The organism is Odoribacter sp. AF15-53, from assembly GCF_003479425.1.
GTDB lineage: Bacteria > Bacteroidota > Bacteroidia > Bacteroidales > Marinifilaceae > Butyricimonas.
In genome coordinates this window covers 199,752-216,949 of the sequence record NZ_QUHC01000002.1, presented here as the reverse complement: position 1 = coordinate 216,949, position 17,198 = coordinate 199,752, and the positions used below count along the sequence as shown (strand labels likewise).

Sequence of the window (17,198 nt, the reverse complement as noted above, 5' to 3'; positions counted from 1 at the left end):
TGTAACTGACTGGGGGATCATTGTTTTATTTAGGTTCGTTTATTTCAGTTATTTTATGTAAGTTTGTCGATGAATAGGACATCGGCATCATGGAATTCGAAGGTAACGAGAATTTTAATTCGTTTTTTAAAGCCTTTTTTAACCCGATTTGTTTGTTTATAGAACGGATTATGGGGGAGAAAGAGGAGGTTACTGATTTGGCCCAAGATGTTTTTTTGAAGGTGTTCGAGCGGTGGGATGAATTCGAATCGGAAGAAAATGCCAAGGCTTTTTTATATATATCGGCTCGTAATCTTTGTTTTGACCATTTAAAGCGGAGAAAAGCGGAGAAAAATTATATGTCTCGCTATATTCAGGAAAATGAATTGACGGTTTCAACTTTTTTTAAGGATGTGATTCGTCAAGAGACTTTCCGGATTCTCCATTCGGCTATTGATCGATTGCCGAACCAGACTCGTCAAGTGATTTTATTAAGTATGGAAGGAAATTCTAACCAGGAGGTGGGGGAATTATTAGGTGTGTCCATTAATACGGTGAAAACGTTGAAAAAAAATGGTTATGCCATACTTCGGGAAACTTTGTCTAAGGAGTATTTGATCTTGTTATTAATACTGTTGGAGGAGTTTTAACCTGTTTTCGAATGTTGTTTTTATCATGTAGCCCGTAGAACGTGCGTGGGAATATCGGGTAAAATAAGTTGTATAACAGAAGATTGAGATTCGTGTTTTTTATTTAAGTAATAATATGTGTATTTGAAATGATTAATTTAAAGCTATTTACGTGATTTTATGAAAATTATTTCCTAAATAATAACATTCTTATTCACCCGTTTTATCGGAGGTGTCGTCTTTACTTTTAAATACATCAAAATACCTTCCTTTTTTGCTATCCCGTGGTGAAGCCTATTTTCATCATTTTCGCTTATTGTTTTCATCTTCTTTTCTTTTATAATCAAAAAGTTACCGAAATCCTCCTTTTTAGTTGTCTATGCAATCAAAAAAGGAAGGATTAATGAAATGTTTTCAGATATCTCGTTGGTTGGCTTCGGACATGGCGGGTACGCTTGCCGGGTCGGATAGGGAGGCTTTGGACAAGTGGCTGGCGGAGTCGGAAGCAAACCGGGAAACTTATCGGGAGTTTAAACAGGATTTTCTTTGCGGGAAAGGAATGGGACCCTATTCGGACGAGGAAGTGGAACATCAATTAAGTTTATTTTACCGTCATCGGACTCGGTCTCGTCGGATTCCTTTTTATTATTATGCCGTGGCATCGGTTGTCCTGTTGGTTATTGGTTTTTCAGTCCTGTTATACTGGGGAATGCGCCGGGATTACTCGTTGCCAGATACTTCTCCCGCTTCCATACAGGTGGCACAAGGTCAGGTCATGTTGGAACTTTCTTCCGGAGAGCGTGTGGGATTGGTGGATTCAATACATTTTGAGATAAAAGAACCTTCCGGTAATATTTGGGTATCCGGGGAAGAACTTTGTTACCGAGAACGAGATACGCTCTTGTGCGAAGAGGTTTACAACACGCTTCTCGTACCTCGTGGGGCCGAGTATAAGGTAAGCCTTGCCGACGGTACGCTCGTGTGGTTGAATTCGGAGAGTGAATTACGTTATCCCGTTCGTTTTTCCGGTAATCGGAGAACGGTTTACCTGAAAGGTGAAGGGTATTTCGTGGTAGCACCGGATAAGGATAGACCTTTTACGGTCAGTACGGGTGATGATGTGGATGTGAGGGTTTTGGGAACGAAGTTTAATGTTTCGGCTTATGCTGGGGACGAGGAGATTGTCACGACGTTGGCAGAGGGAAGCGTGGAGATCGTCATGTACGGGGATTCTACCCGGATGCAGCCGGACGAGCAAGTGGTTTTTAACAAGAAAGAAAAAACTTTTTATAGAGGTGAGGTGGATGCTTCTGTTTATTCCGCATGGAAAGATGGTAAATTTATTTTTGAGGATCAACCGTTGGAACGTATCATGGAACGCTTGAAGCGTTGGTATGATATGGAAGTCTTTTATGCTAACGATGAGGTCCGGGAGTACCGTCTCACGGGAGATTTGAAAAAGTATGAAAATTTCGAGCAAGCCGTGAGGATGATAGAAGAGGTGGCAGATCTGGAAGTGGATATCAATAATAAATGCGTGATTATTAGTGCACGTCAATAAAAGTATTTAATAACAAATGTATGGAAAAAAGACGAACATGCGTTGATGCCCGGGGAGGGATAACGCGGAGAATTTTGCGAAAAACACAGATAGGGATTTATCTGGTTTTGTTAGCAACCGTCACGGTCCACGCGAATGGTTTCTCGCAAGAAGCCAAGGTGACCTTGAACATGAAACAATGTTCCATGTTAGACATTATCAGTGAATTAAGGAAGATGTTTGATTACCAGTTTCTTTACAAGGTCGATGACTTGAAAAAGTATGATAAGCAAGATTTACAGGTTCGTGATGCCGGGGTAAAAGAGGTAATGGATAACTTGCTTCGAGGGACGACCTTGGCTTGGCGATTGGAAGATCAAGTGATTCTGATTCGTAACGCGGCAGTTGATTCGGTGAAGAAGGAGGTGCAGGGGCGTTTGATCCGGGGGAAGGTGACAGATGCGGGAGGTGTCGTGCTTCCCGGTGTGACGATCATGCTGAAAGGTACGACGATCGGGACAGCCACGGATGCTGGTGGGCAGTTCCGGTTGGAAATTCCAAATATAAAGGATTTGATATTACATTTTTCGTTCGTGGGAATGAAGCCCAAGGATGTACGGGTGGCAGAGAAGGTCGATACGTTGACGGTGGTGTTGGAAGATGAGGTTTCCGATTTGGATCAGGTGACGGTAATCGCTTACGGGACAAGAAAGAAAAGAGAATTAATCAGTGCCGTTTCTTCGATCAAGGCGGACGATATTAAGGAAGTTCCTTCAGCCAGTCTGGAAACCTTGTTGCAAGGACGAATGGCGGGAGTGGGGGTAAACCAGCAATCGGGTTCTCCCGGTGGTGGGGGTACGAACGTGGCGGTAAGAGGGTACAATTCGTTGATGATTGACGAGTCGACGGACGGTTCCCCGCTTTACGTGATTGACGGGGTCCCGGTACATTCGTTTACTTCCCCGGTGACTGGTACCAACACGATTGCGGAGATTGATCCTTCCACGATCGAATCGGTGGAAGTGTTGAAAGATGCCGCATCGGCAGCTATTTACGGGTCCCGTGCCGCAAACGGGGTGATATTGATTACCACGAAAAAAGGACGTGCGGGAGAGGGAAAGTTCTCGGCTAATTTTTCTTATTCGGCTTCCATGCTACCGGAAGCTCCCGATCAATTGGGCGGTCGGGGTGAACGGCTTTATCATATCGCGTTGCAGCGGGCGCTTCGTTCCGCTTACGAGGTGAAAGGTAAGGGATATTATAAGTATCCCACTTCTTACGAGGAGGCAGCCTCGCACAGTGCCGATTATGACGCTTTCTGGAATGGCGGAACCGGAGTGGGAGTGATCAAGGTGTTACAGGATTCTTTAAATCCTTTTTTCAATAATTCCACGAATTGGTACAAGTATATTTTCCGGACCGGTAAGATATTGAATGCCAATTTGCAGACGAGTGGCGGTTCTGATCGGATGACTTATCTCGTGGGTGCCGGGTATTATAAAGAGACGGGAATAATGCCGGGTAGTGATTTTGCCCGGGTCAATCTGTTGTCTAATTTATCCTTTACCCCGGTACACCAACTTTCCGTAGATTGTCGTTTTTATCTGGCATACACGGATCGAAGCCGGGGAACATCGGCCAGTAGTTTTGGCGAATCGTTCAAGGTTGAAGGACTGACTGTCGATCCGCAATACACGTCGTCATTACTCTCCACGGGAGGGGCTGTCGAGGAAAAGATGTTGCAGAGGTTAAATGGGCAGGTGGAGGATAACACTTCTTATCGTTTGCGGACAAATCTGGTACTTGCTTACGAAATCGTGAAAGGGTTGTCGCTTTCTACTTCGGTCGCATTGGATTACAGTCAGGGAAACCGGAATCAATTCACGCCGACTTATTTGAATCCTACCTACAAGGAGACGAAATCATTGGGTGAGATCACTCGTGATCTTTTGGTTTCTAACGAGAATCTACTAACGTATACTTTCTCGATTAAAGAGAAACATAATTTCGATCTGTTGCTAGGATTGGCTTACGATGCCAGCAAGAGTTGGAGTAATAGCGGTTCGGGATCCGGGGGGCCGAGTGACAATATCTGGTACGTGGGTTCCGGTTTTCCTGATTTGATATATGATCCGAAGATAGATGATTATCGGGCGATGAAAGATTACAAGTCGGATTTTACCGAGACGGTGATGGTAAGTTATTTCGGTCGCTTGGCTTACAATTATGACAAGAAGTACCTGACGGAGATCACGGTGCGCCGGGACGGGTCGTCCGTGTTCGGTACGGCAAATCGCTGGGCCACGTTCCCATCGGTGGCACTCGGATGGGCCTTTTCGGATGAACCTTTTATGAAATGGGCGTGGTGGTTGAATTTCGGAAAAATACGTGCCAGTTGGGGGCGTTCCGGTAGCCAGTTCGGTTTACCTTACCTGGCACAAGGAATGATGTCTCCGGGAATTATTTTTGACGGCACGCAAGGTATGCAGCCTGAAGGAGTGATAAACCGGGAACTGAAGTGGGAAGAGTCAGATCAGTATGATATCGGGTTGGATATGGATTTTTTCAATTATCGTTTGAACGTGACACTTGATTACTATTATAAATATACTCGTTCGTTGATTTATAAAGTGCCTCTTCCCGGTGATATGTATGGTTTCAACGGGGTACAATGGCGGAATGCCATGGCGATTTCCAACGAAGGGTTGGAGTTAGATATGAAGTGTGACATTTTGCGAGAAGGTCCCGTTAGTTGGCGGGCTCGTCTTAATGTCTCCCGGAACTGGAACCGTTTCCGGAAAAGTTACACGGGAGTTGACCTTTATGACAAGGTGATCGGTAAGCCGCTGAGTGGTATTTATTTGTATAAAGCGGAAGAGATCATCGGGAACGAGGGTGAAATCCCGTACGTGTATGATGAAGCGGGGAAAAAACAGTATCTCTCTCCTGACGGGGACGAGGAACACTCTTTCACGAAAGGTATGCTCCGTTTGACGGATGTGGACGGGGACGGGCAGATCACGGAGGACGATATGGTCTATTCGGGTAGTGCCTTGCCTGTCGTGTACGGGGGATTTGTCAACGAAATCAAGTGGAAGAATTTCGATTTGAATATATTATTGAATTATTCTTTAGGCCGTAAGATGGTTAATGCCTTTTCTCGTTCTACTCTGTTAGGTCGGCTTGGAGGCTATCCCGTGTTTGCGGACGTGTCGTTCTCTGATTTCTGGCAGGAAGGTGGGGCTGATTCGAAATACCAAAGCATGCAAGTATACTCGAATAGTTCCTTGATCACGATGACGACCTTGACGGATGCCTCGCTCGAACGGGTGAATTACTGCAAGTTGAAACAACTCACGATCGGGTACAACGTGCCCAAGAAGTTGACGCAAAAGATGCATATCGACGGGATCAGGTTGTTCGCTACGGGTGAGAATTTGTTCACGTGGACTAATTATTCCGGTATTGATCCAGAAGTGGTGGATATCATGACAGGAATTGATAGTGGGGGAGCTTATCCTCTGGCTCGTAAATGGACGTTTGGTATAACCGTGAATTTTTAAACGAATCGTTATGAAAAGATTATTTTATTTTTTGATATTACTTCTCGGCTGCTCTTCATGTGACTCGTTGTTGGATGTGGAGCCGCGGAACGGGATCACGTTCGAGCATTATTTCCGGACGGAGCAGGATTTGGAAGCTCTTGTACTTCAGATGCATGGAACGTTGCGCGCAAGTCTGGGGCAGATCTCATATCACGATCATATGGGGTTGAAAGTTGACGTGGTTAAGGAAAACACGAACTTCCAGAAGGTGCGTAGTCTGAATGCGGCATATCTCGTGCAGAAATCTAATCAAGAACAATGGAAGAGATATTATAACGTGTTGGCGTTGGCCGATCTTTATTTGGATAATTACAAGAAAGCACAAAACGTGTCGGAGGCCCGTCTGAAATATTATCTTGGACAAGTGAATTTTGTTCGGGCGGTATGTTATTTCTATTTGGCCCGTGATTGGGGGGAGGCTATTATCACGAAAGGGAGTATGTACACGGACTGTTACGCGAAAAGTTCCGTGGAAACGGTACTCGACACGGCGATTAATACGGCATTGAGGGCTTATAATCTGTTACCCAAGTACGAGGGATTAAAGGACTCGAAGAATAATACACTGACGTCCAAACAGTATGGTTGCAAGGGGAATACGGCTGCTTTGCTGGCGCATTTGTACGCGTGGAAGGGCTCTGTGATGAATCGGGAGGCGGATCTGGTGAATGCCGAGACGTGGGCGAGTAAGTTAATCGAGCCGGAATTTCGTGACGAGGTGGGTGTTTACACGTTGGCGGTAAATCCCGAAGAAGTTTGCACGGAAGTGATGCACCGGAAGAGTGCGGAGAGTCTTTTTGAACTGGAAATCAGTTACTCGGATGCGACCACGTACCCTGTTTTTTTACCGGCGTCTTATCTTATCGGTGCTCCTGTTATGAAAAACGAGGAGAAAGCGGATATTCGGGATAAGAATTACGGCATGTCCATCCCGATGATCGAAGAGATGTATCCCGTGGGGGATGGTCGGCGGGAAGCCTATTTCTACAAGTTGGACGATCCGGAATGGCGTACTGAAGGTTTGGCGTTTCTTTATAAATGGCGTTATGCCCGTTATGGGGCTTCCCAGTCGGGCGAGTCCTGGTTCGTGGGATTCGATCTGAACAAGGTGATTTTCAGGTTGGCAGATATTTATTTGTTGCGGGCAGAGTGCCGGGTGAAATTGGGTGATGTAGCCGGGGCTAAGAGTGATTTGGGTGTCATACGGCAACGTGCGGGAGCGAAAGCTTGGCCTTCCGAGAATGATAGCGGGGATTTGCAATACGATATTTTCAAGGAACGCGAGAAGGAGTTGCTCCACGAGGGGCATCGGTATTACGACGTGATCCGTAACGGTTACTGGAACACGGAGTTCGATAGTAATTTTCCCAAGTTGTCGGAGACGGAAGTGAAGGATGGCGCGCTCTATCTTCCCGTGCCGCAAACGGCATTCTCGGATAATGATTTAATGATACAGAACACGTATTGGGTGTCAAAAATGAAATAAGCTATGAAGAAATGGTTGATTTGGATAGCCGCGGCGGTAGCGTTGGTATCCTGCGAAACAAAATATAATTACCACGACACGGGGGTCAGCGAACAGTATTTCCCCGGGAATATGTACGAGTATTTACATAGTAATTCCTATGACTGGGATTCTATCGTGAAGATTATTGACCGGGCAGGTCTGAAGGAGATGTTCGAGAAAGAGGAGTTTACTTTCGTGGGACCGACGAATATTACCGTGCGGAAATGGTTCTATTGGGATCGTAAGGATGGTATGAGCGGTACGGATAAGGGGTATGTTATTCATGGGTACAAAAGTATCAAGCAAGTGCCGGTGGATTTGTGCCGGAAGATCGTGTACAGTCACGTGATCGACAAGATCGTGTTACGTGATTTAGTGGCAAGAGCTACTTATGACGAAACTCAAAAAATAACCGGTGGTGGTGATTTTTTGACAACCCGGTGGGGTAATCGGCTTTGGTTCTGGACGGATAAGGAACCTTATATGGGTATCGACGACATGGGGCCCGTGATATTGAGTATGGCCTCGCTGGATAAGCACGACAAGAAATTGAAAGATATCGGGATTGCCTCTGTGGATATCCGCCCGACGAACGGGGTGGTTCATTCGTTGCCTTATAGCTACAATTTCGGCGATATGTTCGAGGAAAAAGATTGGGTGAAAAATTATTAAACAAGAAGGTTATGAGAGGATATTGGATCATAATATTGTTTTTGGTCGGTCTGGCTGGCTGTCAAAATCCCACGGTGGGATACTTGCAAACGGAGCATGCGAAGTATGTTCCCGATACTATGATTATACGTAAAAAGCTTGATCCGGTGAAGGATGCTTACCGTATCGAGTATGGGGCCCCGTGGGTATCTCCGAAGTTACAGGGATTGGCGGGAACGGCACCGATTAAATATGAGATTATAGAGGTGACATCCGCGCAAGGGAACGTTGTTTTGTTTCGCAATTTGTTGAAGATACGCGGTGCCGGAAGAATGGAACTCTTGACGAATGCTGAAATCCCAGAGGGACGTTACGTGGTGAGCGTGGGGGTGTCGAATGAGGGATATAGCGAGGTGGTAGAAAAAGCGTTCACGTTTATTGTAGAATAAAATTGCAGAAAGATGAAGAAGATTGTTTTATTGATCGTGTTGCTGTCGTCGCTTGTGGTGGCAAGAGGTGAGGGTATTCGATTTTTCGAGGGGACTTTTCAGGAGGCATTGCAGCGTGCAAAAGCCGAGGGCAAGAAGGTTTTCGTGGATTTCTACACGACTTGGTGTGGGCCTTGTAAATTGTTGTCTGATCGTGTGTTCCCGAATGACGAGGTGGGAGTGTGTTTTAACGAACGATTCGTTAATTACCGGGTAAATGCGGAGGACAAGACTTTTGCGGCAGAAGTGAAACGTTATGGAGTGAAAGCTTATCCCACCTTGTTGATTCTGGATCCGGACGGGAATGTGATCGCCCGGCAGGAGGGGGCGTTGGAGATTGACGGGTTGAAGCGTTTTGCTTTGTTGGCGTTGAAAGAGGTATTGCCGTTGGATCAGTTGTACGAGAAATACCGGAAAGATAAGAAGAATCTGGAGCTCGTGCGGGCGATGTTGCTGGACGCTCCTGATTTCCTTGCCCGGTTGTCGGGACAGGATTATGACAAATGGGAGTTCCGGGTGGAGCGTTTATATGCGGATTATGACAAACAAAAGTCGTTGGAACAACGGGTAAACCGGGAAGACTTCAAGGTATTCACGCTCTATCATCCCGAGGCGGTGAAGAACGATCGGGTGCTTAATCACGTGGCGGCTCATTATGGAGATTACGTTCGGGAGGTGGAACCGATGGAGGTGTCCGGTTATTTGTTCGAATTGAGTTTTATGCTGACGCGGGAATTGGCCCGTAAAGGGGATATGGATTACTTGAAGGAGTTGGAACGGGTAAAGGGTGATTTGAAACCCGTGTACGATTCGTTGATGAATTTTGCCGGTATGGATGCTTACACGGGGTTGAAGATGTTGTTCGAGGCGGAATATTATCTCTACAATAAGAAGGATGTGGATCGGTATTGTCGTGATATGGATACTTACTTTGCCCGTCTGGGTGAGGGTGTCGGTTACCGGGATTACTTGGGGGCCGTGGATGCCTTGTATGAAGCTTTGGGCGAGAAGTTGACGATAGAGGTGGCAAAGCATGGGGCGGTGTGGTTGCAGAATGCATTAAAGTTCCCGGTGAAGCCTGACGAACAGATGCGGGGTCTTATCATGCTTGGGGATTGTTTCAAGACGACGGGAGAAAAAGAGAAGGCCAAGAAGAGTTACGAACAGGCATACGTGGTGTCATTGCAGTTTAATAACCCGGCGTTGTCGGCCTCTGTGCAGGATTACGTGAAAAAATTGGATGAAGTTAAATAAGATAAAACGGAAGAGGTTGAAACCCCACCTCTTTAAAAATGGAATGACCTTTTGGGGTAAAGGTTGTAAATAAAAAAGTTATGAAAAAATTATTATTTATTTTTGTATTAGTAGCGGCTTTTGTCGCTTGTTCGGACGATGATAATGGTGGCGACGATAAGAAGATGCCTATCGAGAACCTAGTTATCCCGACCGGAATGCAAACGGCCGGGGAAAACGTGATCCTGGCCGGTAACGGTTTTGCCAAGAATTGTAAGATTCAGTTGCGTGCGGATGGGAGCGAGACGTTGGTAGATGTAGCGGTAACTTCCGTTACCGAAGGGAGTCTCACGTTTACGAGTCCCGAGAATGCGGAGGGTAAGTATATGGTGATTCTCACGCAAGGAGGGAAAACTTACGAGCTTGGCGAGGTAACTTTCGAGACCAAGATTGTCGTGGGAGAGGGATCATCCGCATACGGGTTGGTGTATGATGAGGATGATAATTTGGCGATATGTGCAGTCGACGTGACGGGGAAAGCCTTGGGCGAAGTTCTTTTCACGCTGGATAATCCGGATTTACAGGTAGACGGAATCGTGGCAGATAATCATGGAAAGATTTATTACAAAACGATCTTGGTTTACTATGATGAGGAAACCAAGACAATGGTGAATGAACATGCCGTGTACTATTATGACACGAAAACTCGTCAAGGGGATAATTTGGACTGGGCGAATGCCGAAAAGTGTTTTAGTCTTGGAACGGATGGGGAAAAATTGTATGCTTTGATTGCGGATAAAGGTACAGACAATATCTCGTTGGTTTCTGTCAGCTCGACGGGAAGCGAGACCGTGTTGCACACGTACTCGAACATAATTGGCCTTTCATTTAACCGGTTGTACACGATCGGGGGAACGTTTGTCTGTGACGGTAATTATGGGTTCTGTGGTCTTCGTATTGATCAAGGCAGTGAAATTTCCAATTGTGGTTTCGGGTTCTCCATGACGCAAGATGAAGTTGCTAAGAAATATAGTAACCAGAGTGCGGTTTACTCTTACCAGAAAGTGGGCGACACGTGGTACGAGTTCAATTGTGTGGCAGTTGATGAAGATGAGGGCGTGTACGAGACATCCGTATTCTCTTTCACGGATGCGGCTTCATGGGAAAGTGTTAAGAATAACCCGACACCCGTGACCAAGTTAGATTATGATTTCACGTATGCTGTTTACGATGCGGTAAGTCATTTGATTTACGGTATGAGTGATGAAGGATATTCTATCGTGTCATTTAACCCGCAAGATAACAGTGTTTTTGCAAAATGGGTTGAAACCGGATGTGACGGCTTGTTCGTGATACCGGAATAATGGAGTGATCCGAAGATCTCTTGAATTTTTTATGAATCCCAAGTATTTTTTGAATCTCATGAAATACTTGGGATTTTCATTTTTTTAGAGAGGTTATAGGTGAAAAAATCATGTTTTTTTGAGAATTAGTGGTAAACTTGCAACATAAAGAGTATTTATGTAATCAGGTTTAGTGTATGAAAACGGTAAAAAACGGTTTGTTTTTATTGGCGAGTGTGTTGTTATGTTCCAGCACGTTTGCCCAAAATGTGGGAAAATTGGAGAAATATTTGCAAAAGGGGACGTTGAAAGAGGTCGAGACACAGGGATTTGCAAAAAAAGAGTTGACACGGGAAAGTGCTTTAACTGTTGAAAACGTGTTGTTTGAGGCTTGGAAGAAGGAGATTAAAGAGAGATATCATCGTTCTTGGGTGTCGAAATGTTTCAACCGGGATAGTTTACGAATGAAGTTTGATTATCGGGTATTCGGCGAACAACCCGCGGACGGACGAAGTTTATTTATTTCCATGCATGGCGGGGGAAATGCCCCGGAAGCGCTGAACACGCAGCAATGGCAGAATCAGATTCGTTTATACCAGCCCAAGGAAGGGGTTTACGTGGCACCAAGGGCTCCTTGGGATGATTGGAATATGTGGTTCAAGCCCGGGTTGGATGAATTTTTCGAGGCGTTGATTCAAACTGCCGTGGTAGAGATGGGGGTGAACCCGGATAAGGTGTACTTGCTGGGATATTCGGCCGGAGGGGATGGCACGTGGCGTATGGCTCCCAGAATGGCTGATCGGTGGGCGGCAGCTTCCATGATGGCCGGACATCCGGGAGAAGCTTCGCAGGTGAATTTGCGTAATGTGCCGTTTATGATTTGGATGGGCGAGAATGATGGGGCGTATGATCGGAATAAATTAGCCGTGGAGAAAGGAATGGTGATGGATTCTTTACAACAGGCGGAGCCGCAGGGATATATTCATGAAACGCATATCGTGAAAGGAAAAGGTCATTGGATGGATCGGGCAGATACGGCAGCCATAACTTGGATGACACGATATAAAAGAAACACCTTGCCGAAAAAGATCGTGTGGCGACAAGAAGAAGTGGTGCGTCCGTCCATGTATTGGTTGGAGGTTGAGCGGGAGTGTGCTCGTTACGGGATGAGTGTGATCGCGGAACTTGATGGGAACGAGGTGAAAATCGAGAAATGCGATTATCCCCGGGTAAGAGTGTATCTGAATGATGAAATGGTGGATATGGATAAGCCGGTAAAGGTGACTTATCAAGGTAAAACGTTATTCGAGGGAAAGGTGAAGCGAACAGCCGCTTGTTTAGCCCGTACGTTGAAGGAAAGAGGGGATAAGGAATTAATGTTTAGCGGGTACGTGGATGTTGAGAAATAATGCTACAAATGTAATGTCAAGTCTTTATTAACGAGTATTATAAGCTTACATCTCTTCGTTATCTCTTCGATATCTCTTCGACATTTCTTCGTTGCTTATAAGCATGTTTTAAGCATGGTATATCGAAGAGATAACGAAGAGATGTAAGCGATAGTATTGAGCAAGAAATACCGAATTCTGGGGTATTAATCCCGGAAAGTTGAATTAGAGAATATAAAAAATCGCCAACCCCTAAAGGTCAGCGATTTTTTTATGAAGAATGAAATTCTTTATAATGCGTTAGCGTCAACAACTACGTCTTTGTTGTATTCGCCATTTGCTAGTTTTTGAGCTACGTTTCTGAATGCCTTAACCGTGTATTCAACGTCTTCCAACGTGTGCATAGCGGTCGGGATCAGGCGGAGCAGCAATTGTCCTTTCGGGATTACCGGGTAGACCACGATGGAGCAGAACAAGTTGTAATTCTCTCTTAAATCCATGGCCACTTGGGTTCCTTCGGCAACACTACCGGACAGGTAAACGGGAGTAACAGGTGAATTCGTAACACCGATATTTAATCCGTCTGCTTTCAATCCGGCTTGCAAAGCACGAACGATGGTCCACAATTTTTCTCTTAATTCCGGTTTGCTTCTCAGTAATTCCAAACGTTTGATCGCGCCTTCAACCATCGGCATCGGGAGTGATTTGGCGAAAGTCTGAGAACGCATGTTATATCTCAAGTACATGCAAATATCTTCGTCACAAGCGATGAATGCTCCGATTCCGGCCATAGCTTTGGCGAAAGTTGCAAAGTAAAGGTCGATTCCGTCCATTACCCCGAAATGATCTCCTGTTCCGGCTCCGTGAGGACCCATGGTTCCGAAACCGTGAGCGTCATCCACGAGCAAGCGGAAATTGAAATCTTTTTTCATGGCAACGATTTCATCCAATTTTCCGAGGTCTCCGGCCATACCGAATAAACCTTCCGTCACAACCAGGATACCGCCACCGGTGTTTTCCACCCATTTGGTAGCTCTTTCCAGTTGTTTGCGCAAACTCTCCATATCATTGTGTTGGTACACGTATCTTTTTGCCGGAGACAGGCGCAGACCGTCCATGATACAAGCGTGGTCTTCCGCGTCATACACGATACAATCATGACGGCTGGTCATGGCATCAATGATAGACACCATTCCCTGGTAACCGAAGTTCAACAAGAAGGCATCCGGTTTACCCACGAATTCGGCCAGTTGAGATTCCAGATACTCGTGACGAGAGGTTTGTCCGCTCATCATTCGAGCCCCCATCGGGTAAGCCATACCGTATTTAGCGGCAGCCTCTGCATCTGCTTTCCGTACTTCCGGATCGTTGGCAAGACCGATATAATTATTCAGACTCCAGTTTAAAACTTCCTTACCGCGGAATTTCATGCGGGGACCAATTTCACCCTCTAATTTCGGGAAAGAGAAATAGCCATGAGCTTGTTTGGCATATTGACCAATGTTTCCCTTTTGTTTTCTAACTCTTTCAAAAATGTCCACTTCGATAAATATTTTGAAAATTCTTAATCTTAATATTTACAATATTCTTGTATTCACAAATATGGAAGCAAAGGTAACTAAAAAAATGTATTCCAAATAAGTTCTTTTGAAAAGTTGTGGGCGGAAGCATGGAAATACGTTTAAATACTTAGTCGAAAGTCGCCTTCGGCGAGTTACAAGTTACAGGTTACATTTGCCTTCGGCAAGTTGCAGGTTAAAATTACCCTTCGCTCCAGACTTGCCATTTCACTCAACCTTTTATCTTTTAGTTTTTAACTTTTATCTTTGTAAGTCGCCTTCGGCGAGTTATAGGTTACGGGTTGGCAGGTTACAAGTTGTAGGTGAACATGAAACTGACGGCTTATTTGCAATCATTAATCGTAAATTATTTTGTAGATTGATATTTATAATTTATCTTTGCCTGATGCAAAAAAGGCACTTTATGATGAAAAATTTTATAGGATTTCTGCTTGTAATATTTTTGATGAGTTCATGTGGCGAGTACCAGAAACTATTGAAAAATGGTGATCCTCAGACCATGTTTGATAAAGCGGTAGAGTATTATAATAATGGCGATTACACGCGGGCTTCGAACCTGTTTGATGCGATCCGGGGGACCTTTAAGGGGACGTCCAAGGCGCAACGTGTTGCTTATTATCGTGCTTTCTGTAGTTATAACCAAAAAGATTACGAGGTGGCAGGTGAATTATTCAAACAATTTGTTGCCATGTATCCCGAAAGTTCCTTTGTCGAAGAGTGTTTATACATGATCGGATATTGTAATTTCCTTGCATCCCCGAAAGCTAGATTGGATCAGTCCGTGACCGAAAAGGCGATAGAAAACTTCCAGCTTTATTTGAGTCGTTACCCGAATAGTGCTCGTAAAGAACAGATTAACGAGTTTATGGATGAAATGCGGGATAAATTGTCTTACAAGGATTACCTGAGTGCCCGAAATTATTATTTAAGAGAAAAATATAAAGCAGCCGTTATCAGTCTCGAAAATTGTTTGAAAGATTATCCGGGTTCTAAATACCGGGAAGAGATCATGTACATGCTATTCAATTCTAAATACGAGATGGCTGTGAATAGTATTGAGGAGAAACAGTACGAGCGTTTCAACGCGGCGAAAGAAGAATATTATTATTTCTTGGAAGAATATCCCGAAAGCCGTTACGCGAAAGAAATGACCAGAAAATACGAGATCATCAACGAGTTCTTGAAAAAGTACGATGTTGACGAAGAAGATTAACCAGATAAAACAATAATATTCAAATTAACCATGGTAGATTTTAAGAAAGTTAAAGCGCCGAATAATACTATTACCCGGAATCCTGCATCCTTGGCCAGCAAAGCGGATAACATCTACGAGGCTGTTGCCGTGATCGGTAAGAGGGCTAATCAGATTTCGGTTGAAATGAAAGAGGAGTTAAGTAGGAAACTTCAAGAGTTTGCTTCTTACGCGGATAATTTGGAAGAGATATTTGAAAATCGTGAACAAATCGAGATTTCCAAGTATTACGAGCGTTTACCTAAGCCGGTGTTAATTGCTACCCAGGAATTCGTGGACGGGGAAATTTATTTCCGCACTTCATCGAAAGAGAAGAGTGAAGCAAATAATTCAGACGGGGAATAAATCCTATTTTTAGGAGAAAGAATATACCTGAGAGTGTCATGCTTTCAGGTTTTTTAATCTAAATAAGTTTATGAGGTTTATAAGGTTCGTAAAGTCCATAAAGTCCATAAAGTTTATAAAGTCAATGGACCCTGCGGGCGCTTTATTTATTGGCAGAGTGACTGCGATAAAAGTTAAGTATGAGTTTTTGACCTTATAAACTTTATAAACCTTATAAACTTTATAAACTGACTTATGCTGAAAGGAAAACATATTATATTGGGGGTGACGGGAAGTATTGCAGCTTACAAGGCTGCCACGTTGACTCGCTTGCTCGTGAAAGAGGGGGCAAGCGTGAAAGTCGTGATGACTCCCTTGGCTAAAGAATTTATCACGCCTCTAACGATGGCGACGCTTTCCAAGAGTCCGATCATGGTCGATTTCTATAATCCGGAAAATGGGGATTGGAATTCACATGTGGATTTAGGGTTGTGGGCAGATTTGTATCTGATCGCACCGGCTTCTGCCAACACGATAGGAAAGATGGCCGGAGGAATAGCGGATAACCTTTTGTTGACCACCTATCTGTCGGCCAAATGTCCGGTGATGGTGGCTCCGGCAATGGATCTGGATATGTATCAACACCCGGCAACACAACGTAACCTGCAAATATTGCAGTCTTTTGGGAATATTATAATAGAACCGGAGAGCGGAGAACTTGCCAGCGGCTTGATCGGGAAAGGCCGGATGGCAGAACCGGAACAAATCGTGACCTTTATAACGGATTACTTCGCCAAACGCACGGACTTCAAGGGAAAACGAGTGTTGGTTACGGCTGGACCTACTTACGAGAAGATTGATCCGGTACGTTTTATCGGGAATTACTCTTCCGGTAAGATGGGATTGGCAATAGCCGAGGAGTTGGCCGGACGTGGGGCCGAGGTGATTCTTGTATGCGGTCCGGTGAACCTGAAAACGCGACATCCGTCTATTCATCGGGTGGATGTGGAATCTGCCGCCCAGATGTACGAGGTCGCGTCCAGAGAATTTGAAACGTGTGATATTGCCGTGTTGAGCGCGGCGGTAGCAGACTTTACCCCGAAGGAGAAGGCAGATCGAAAGATCAAACGGGGAAAGGAGGATTTGGTATTGGAGTTATTGCCAACGAGAGATATTGCGGCGGAATTGGGACACGTGAAAAAGGCTTCCCAGATGCTGGTAGGGTTCGCTTTGGAAACCAATGACGAGGAAAATAACGCGTTTTCCAAAATGCAGCGAAAGAATCTCGATATGATTGTATTGAATAGCTTGAACGATAAGGGTGCCGGTTTCGGGGGAGATACCAACAAGGTCACCATCATGGACAGAACAGGCGGGAAAACGGTCTACGAGCTGAAAACGAAAACGGAGGTGGCACGGGATATCGTGAATGAAATAGAATCCCGTCTCTAAGTGCTTCGTTTGCAATTAGTCTCGTTTGCATTGAAAATATTTTGAAAAATAAATCGGAAAATCGTTTTGTTCGGATGAAAATTATCCATAATTTTGTATTCCGATATGAAGATAGAACATCAAAATATTCGGCGAAGATTGTTATTGTGCCTCCAGTTCAGGCAGAGACATAATCGTTGTTTTAACAAGATACAAAAACCAACATTGTCGTTAGTTGACATTGTTGG

Annotated in this window: 14 protein-coding genes; 12 read left to right on the top strand and 2 right to left on the bottom strand. The window is 44.8% G+C overall.

Going from position 1 to position 17,198, the window contains the following annotated elements; genetic code table 11:
• Window positions 1–89: 89 nt before the first annotated feature.
• The gene (locus DWW52_RS05495) at window positions 90–629 is read left to right on the top strand and encodes an RNA polymerase sigma factor (protein WP_118714470.1); all 540 of its coding nucleotides are present in this window, start codon (window positions 90–92) and stop codon (window positions 627–629) included.
• A 173-nt stretch (window positions 630–802) separates the two neighbouring features.
• On the opposite strand, the gene DWW52_RS21300 is transcribed toward DWW52_RS05495, so the two are convergent.
• Window positions 803–934, bottom strand: coding sequence for a hypothetical protein (locus DWW52_RS21300; protein WP_255418948.1), 132 nt, complete (start codon window positions 932–934; stop codon window positions 803–805).
• Window positions 935–1,011: 77 nt separating this feature from the next.
• Here DWW52_RS21300 and DWW52_RS05490 point away from each other — a divergent pair, with 77 nt between their 5' ends.
• From DWW52_RS05490 to DWW52_RS05455, 8 genes are all read left to right on the top strand, one after another.
• On the top strand, window positions 1,012–2,169 hold the full coding sequence (locus DWW52_RS05490) for a FecR family protein (RefSeq protein WP_158582489.1): 1,158 nt from the start codon (window positions 1,012–1,014) through the stop codon (window positions 2,167–2,169).
• 20 nt (window positions 2,170–2,189) lie between these two features.
• Window positions 2,190–5,711, top strand: coding sequence for a SusC/RagA family TonB-linked outer membrane protein (locus DWW52_RS05485; RefSeq protein ID WP_118714468.1), 3,522 nt, complete (start codon window positions 2,190–2,192; stop codon window positions 5,709–5,711).
• 10 nt (window positions 5,712–5,721) lie between these two features.
• Window positions 5,722–7,239: a RagB/SusD family nutrient uptake outer membrane protein gene (locus DWW52_RS05480; protein WP_118714467.1), complete on the top strand. Its 1,518-nt coding sequence runs from the start codon at window positions 5,722–5,724 to the stop codon at window positions 7,237–7,239.
• A gap of 3 nt (window positions 7,240–7,242) precedes the next feature.
• Complete coding sequence (locus DWW52_RS05475) at window positions 7,243–7,932, top strand: hypothetical protein (RefSeq protein ID WP_118714466.1); 690 nt, start codon at window positions 7,243–7,245, stop codon at window positions 7,930–7,932.
• Between the two features lie 11 nt (window positions 7,933–7,943).
• Complete coding sequence (locus DWW52_RS05470; protein ID WP_118714465.1) at window positions 7,944–8,360, top strand: hypothetical protein; 417 nt, start codon at window positions 7,944–7,946, stop codon at window positions 8,358–8,360.
• 12 nt (window positions 8,361–8,372) lie between these two features.
• Entirely contained in the window at window positions 8,373–9,653 is a 1,281-nt protein-coding gene (locus DWW52_RS05465) for a thioredoxin fold domain-containing protein (protein WP_118714464.1), read from the top strand.
• An 80-nt stretch (window positions 9,654–9,733) separates the two neighbouring features.
• The gene (locus tag DWW52_RS05460) at window positions 9,734–10,996 is read left to right on the top strand and encodes an IPT/TIG domain-containing protein (RefSeq protein ID WP_118714463.1); all 1,263 of its coding nucleotides are present in this window, start codon (window positions 9,734–9,736) and stop codon (window positions 10,994–10,996) included.
• A gap of 176 nt (window positions 10,997–11,172) precedes the next feature.
• Entirely contained in the window at window positions 11,173–12,384 is a 1,212-nt protein-coding gene (locus DWW52_RS05455) for an alpha/beta hydrolase (protein ID WP_118714462.1), read from the top strand.
• Window positions 12,385–12,653: 269 nt separating this feature from the next.
• Here the strand turns inward: DWW52_RS05455 and DWW52_RS05450 are convergent, their stop codons facing one another.
• Complete coding sequence (locus DWW52_RS05450; RefSeq protein WP_118714461.1) at window positions 12,654–13,904, bottom strand: aminotransferase class I/II-fold pyridoxal phosphate-dependent enzyme; 1,251 nt, start codon at window positions 13,902–13,904, stop codon at window positions 12,654–12,656.
• 442 nt (window positions 13,905–14,346) lie between these two features.
• Here DWW52_RS05450 and DWW52_RS05445 point away from each other — a divergent pair, with 442 nt between their 5' ends.
• The 3 genes from DWW52_RS05445 to coaBC all read left to right on the top strand — a co-directional run bounded on the left by DWW52_RS05445 (window position 14,347) and on the right by coaBC (window position 16,971).
• Window positions 14,347–15,156 (top strand): outer membrane protein assembly factor BamD, encoded by an 810-nt coding sequence (locus DWW52_RS05445; RefSeq protein ID WP_118714460.1) that lies wholly within the window; start codon window positions 14,347–14,349, stop codon window positions 15,154–15,156.
• 30 nt (window positions 15,157–15,186) lie between these two features.
• Window positions 15,187–15,540, top strand: coding sequence for a DNA-directed RNA polymerase subunit omega (locus tag DWW52_RS05440; RefSeq protein WP_118714459.1), 354 nt, complete (start codon window positions 15,187–15,189; stop codon window positions 15,538–15,540).
• A gap of 234 nt (window positions 15,541–15,774) precedes the next feature.
• Complete coding sequence (coaBC, locus tag DWW52_RS05430) at window positions 15,775–16,971, top strand: bifunctional phosphopantothenoylcysteine decarboxylase/phosphopantothenate--cysteine ligase CoaBC (RefSeq protein WP_118714457.1); 1,197 nt, start codon at window positions 15,775–15,777, stop codon at window positions 16,969–16,971.
• Window positions 16,972–17,198: the final 227 nt, after the last annotated feature.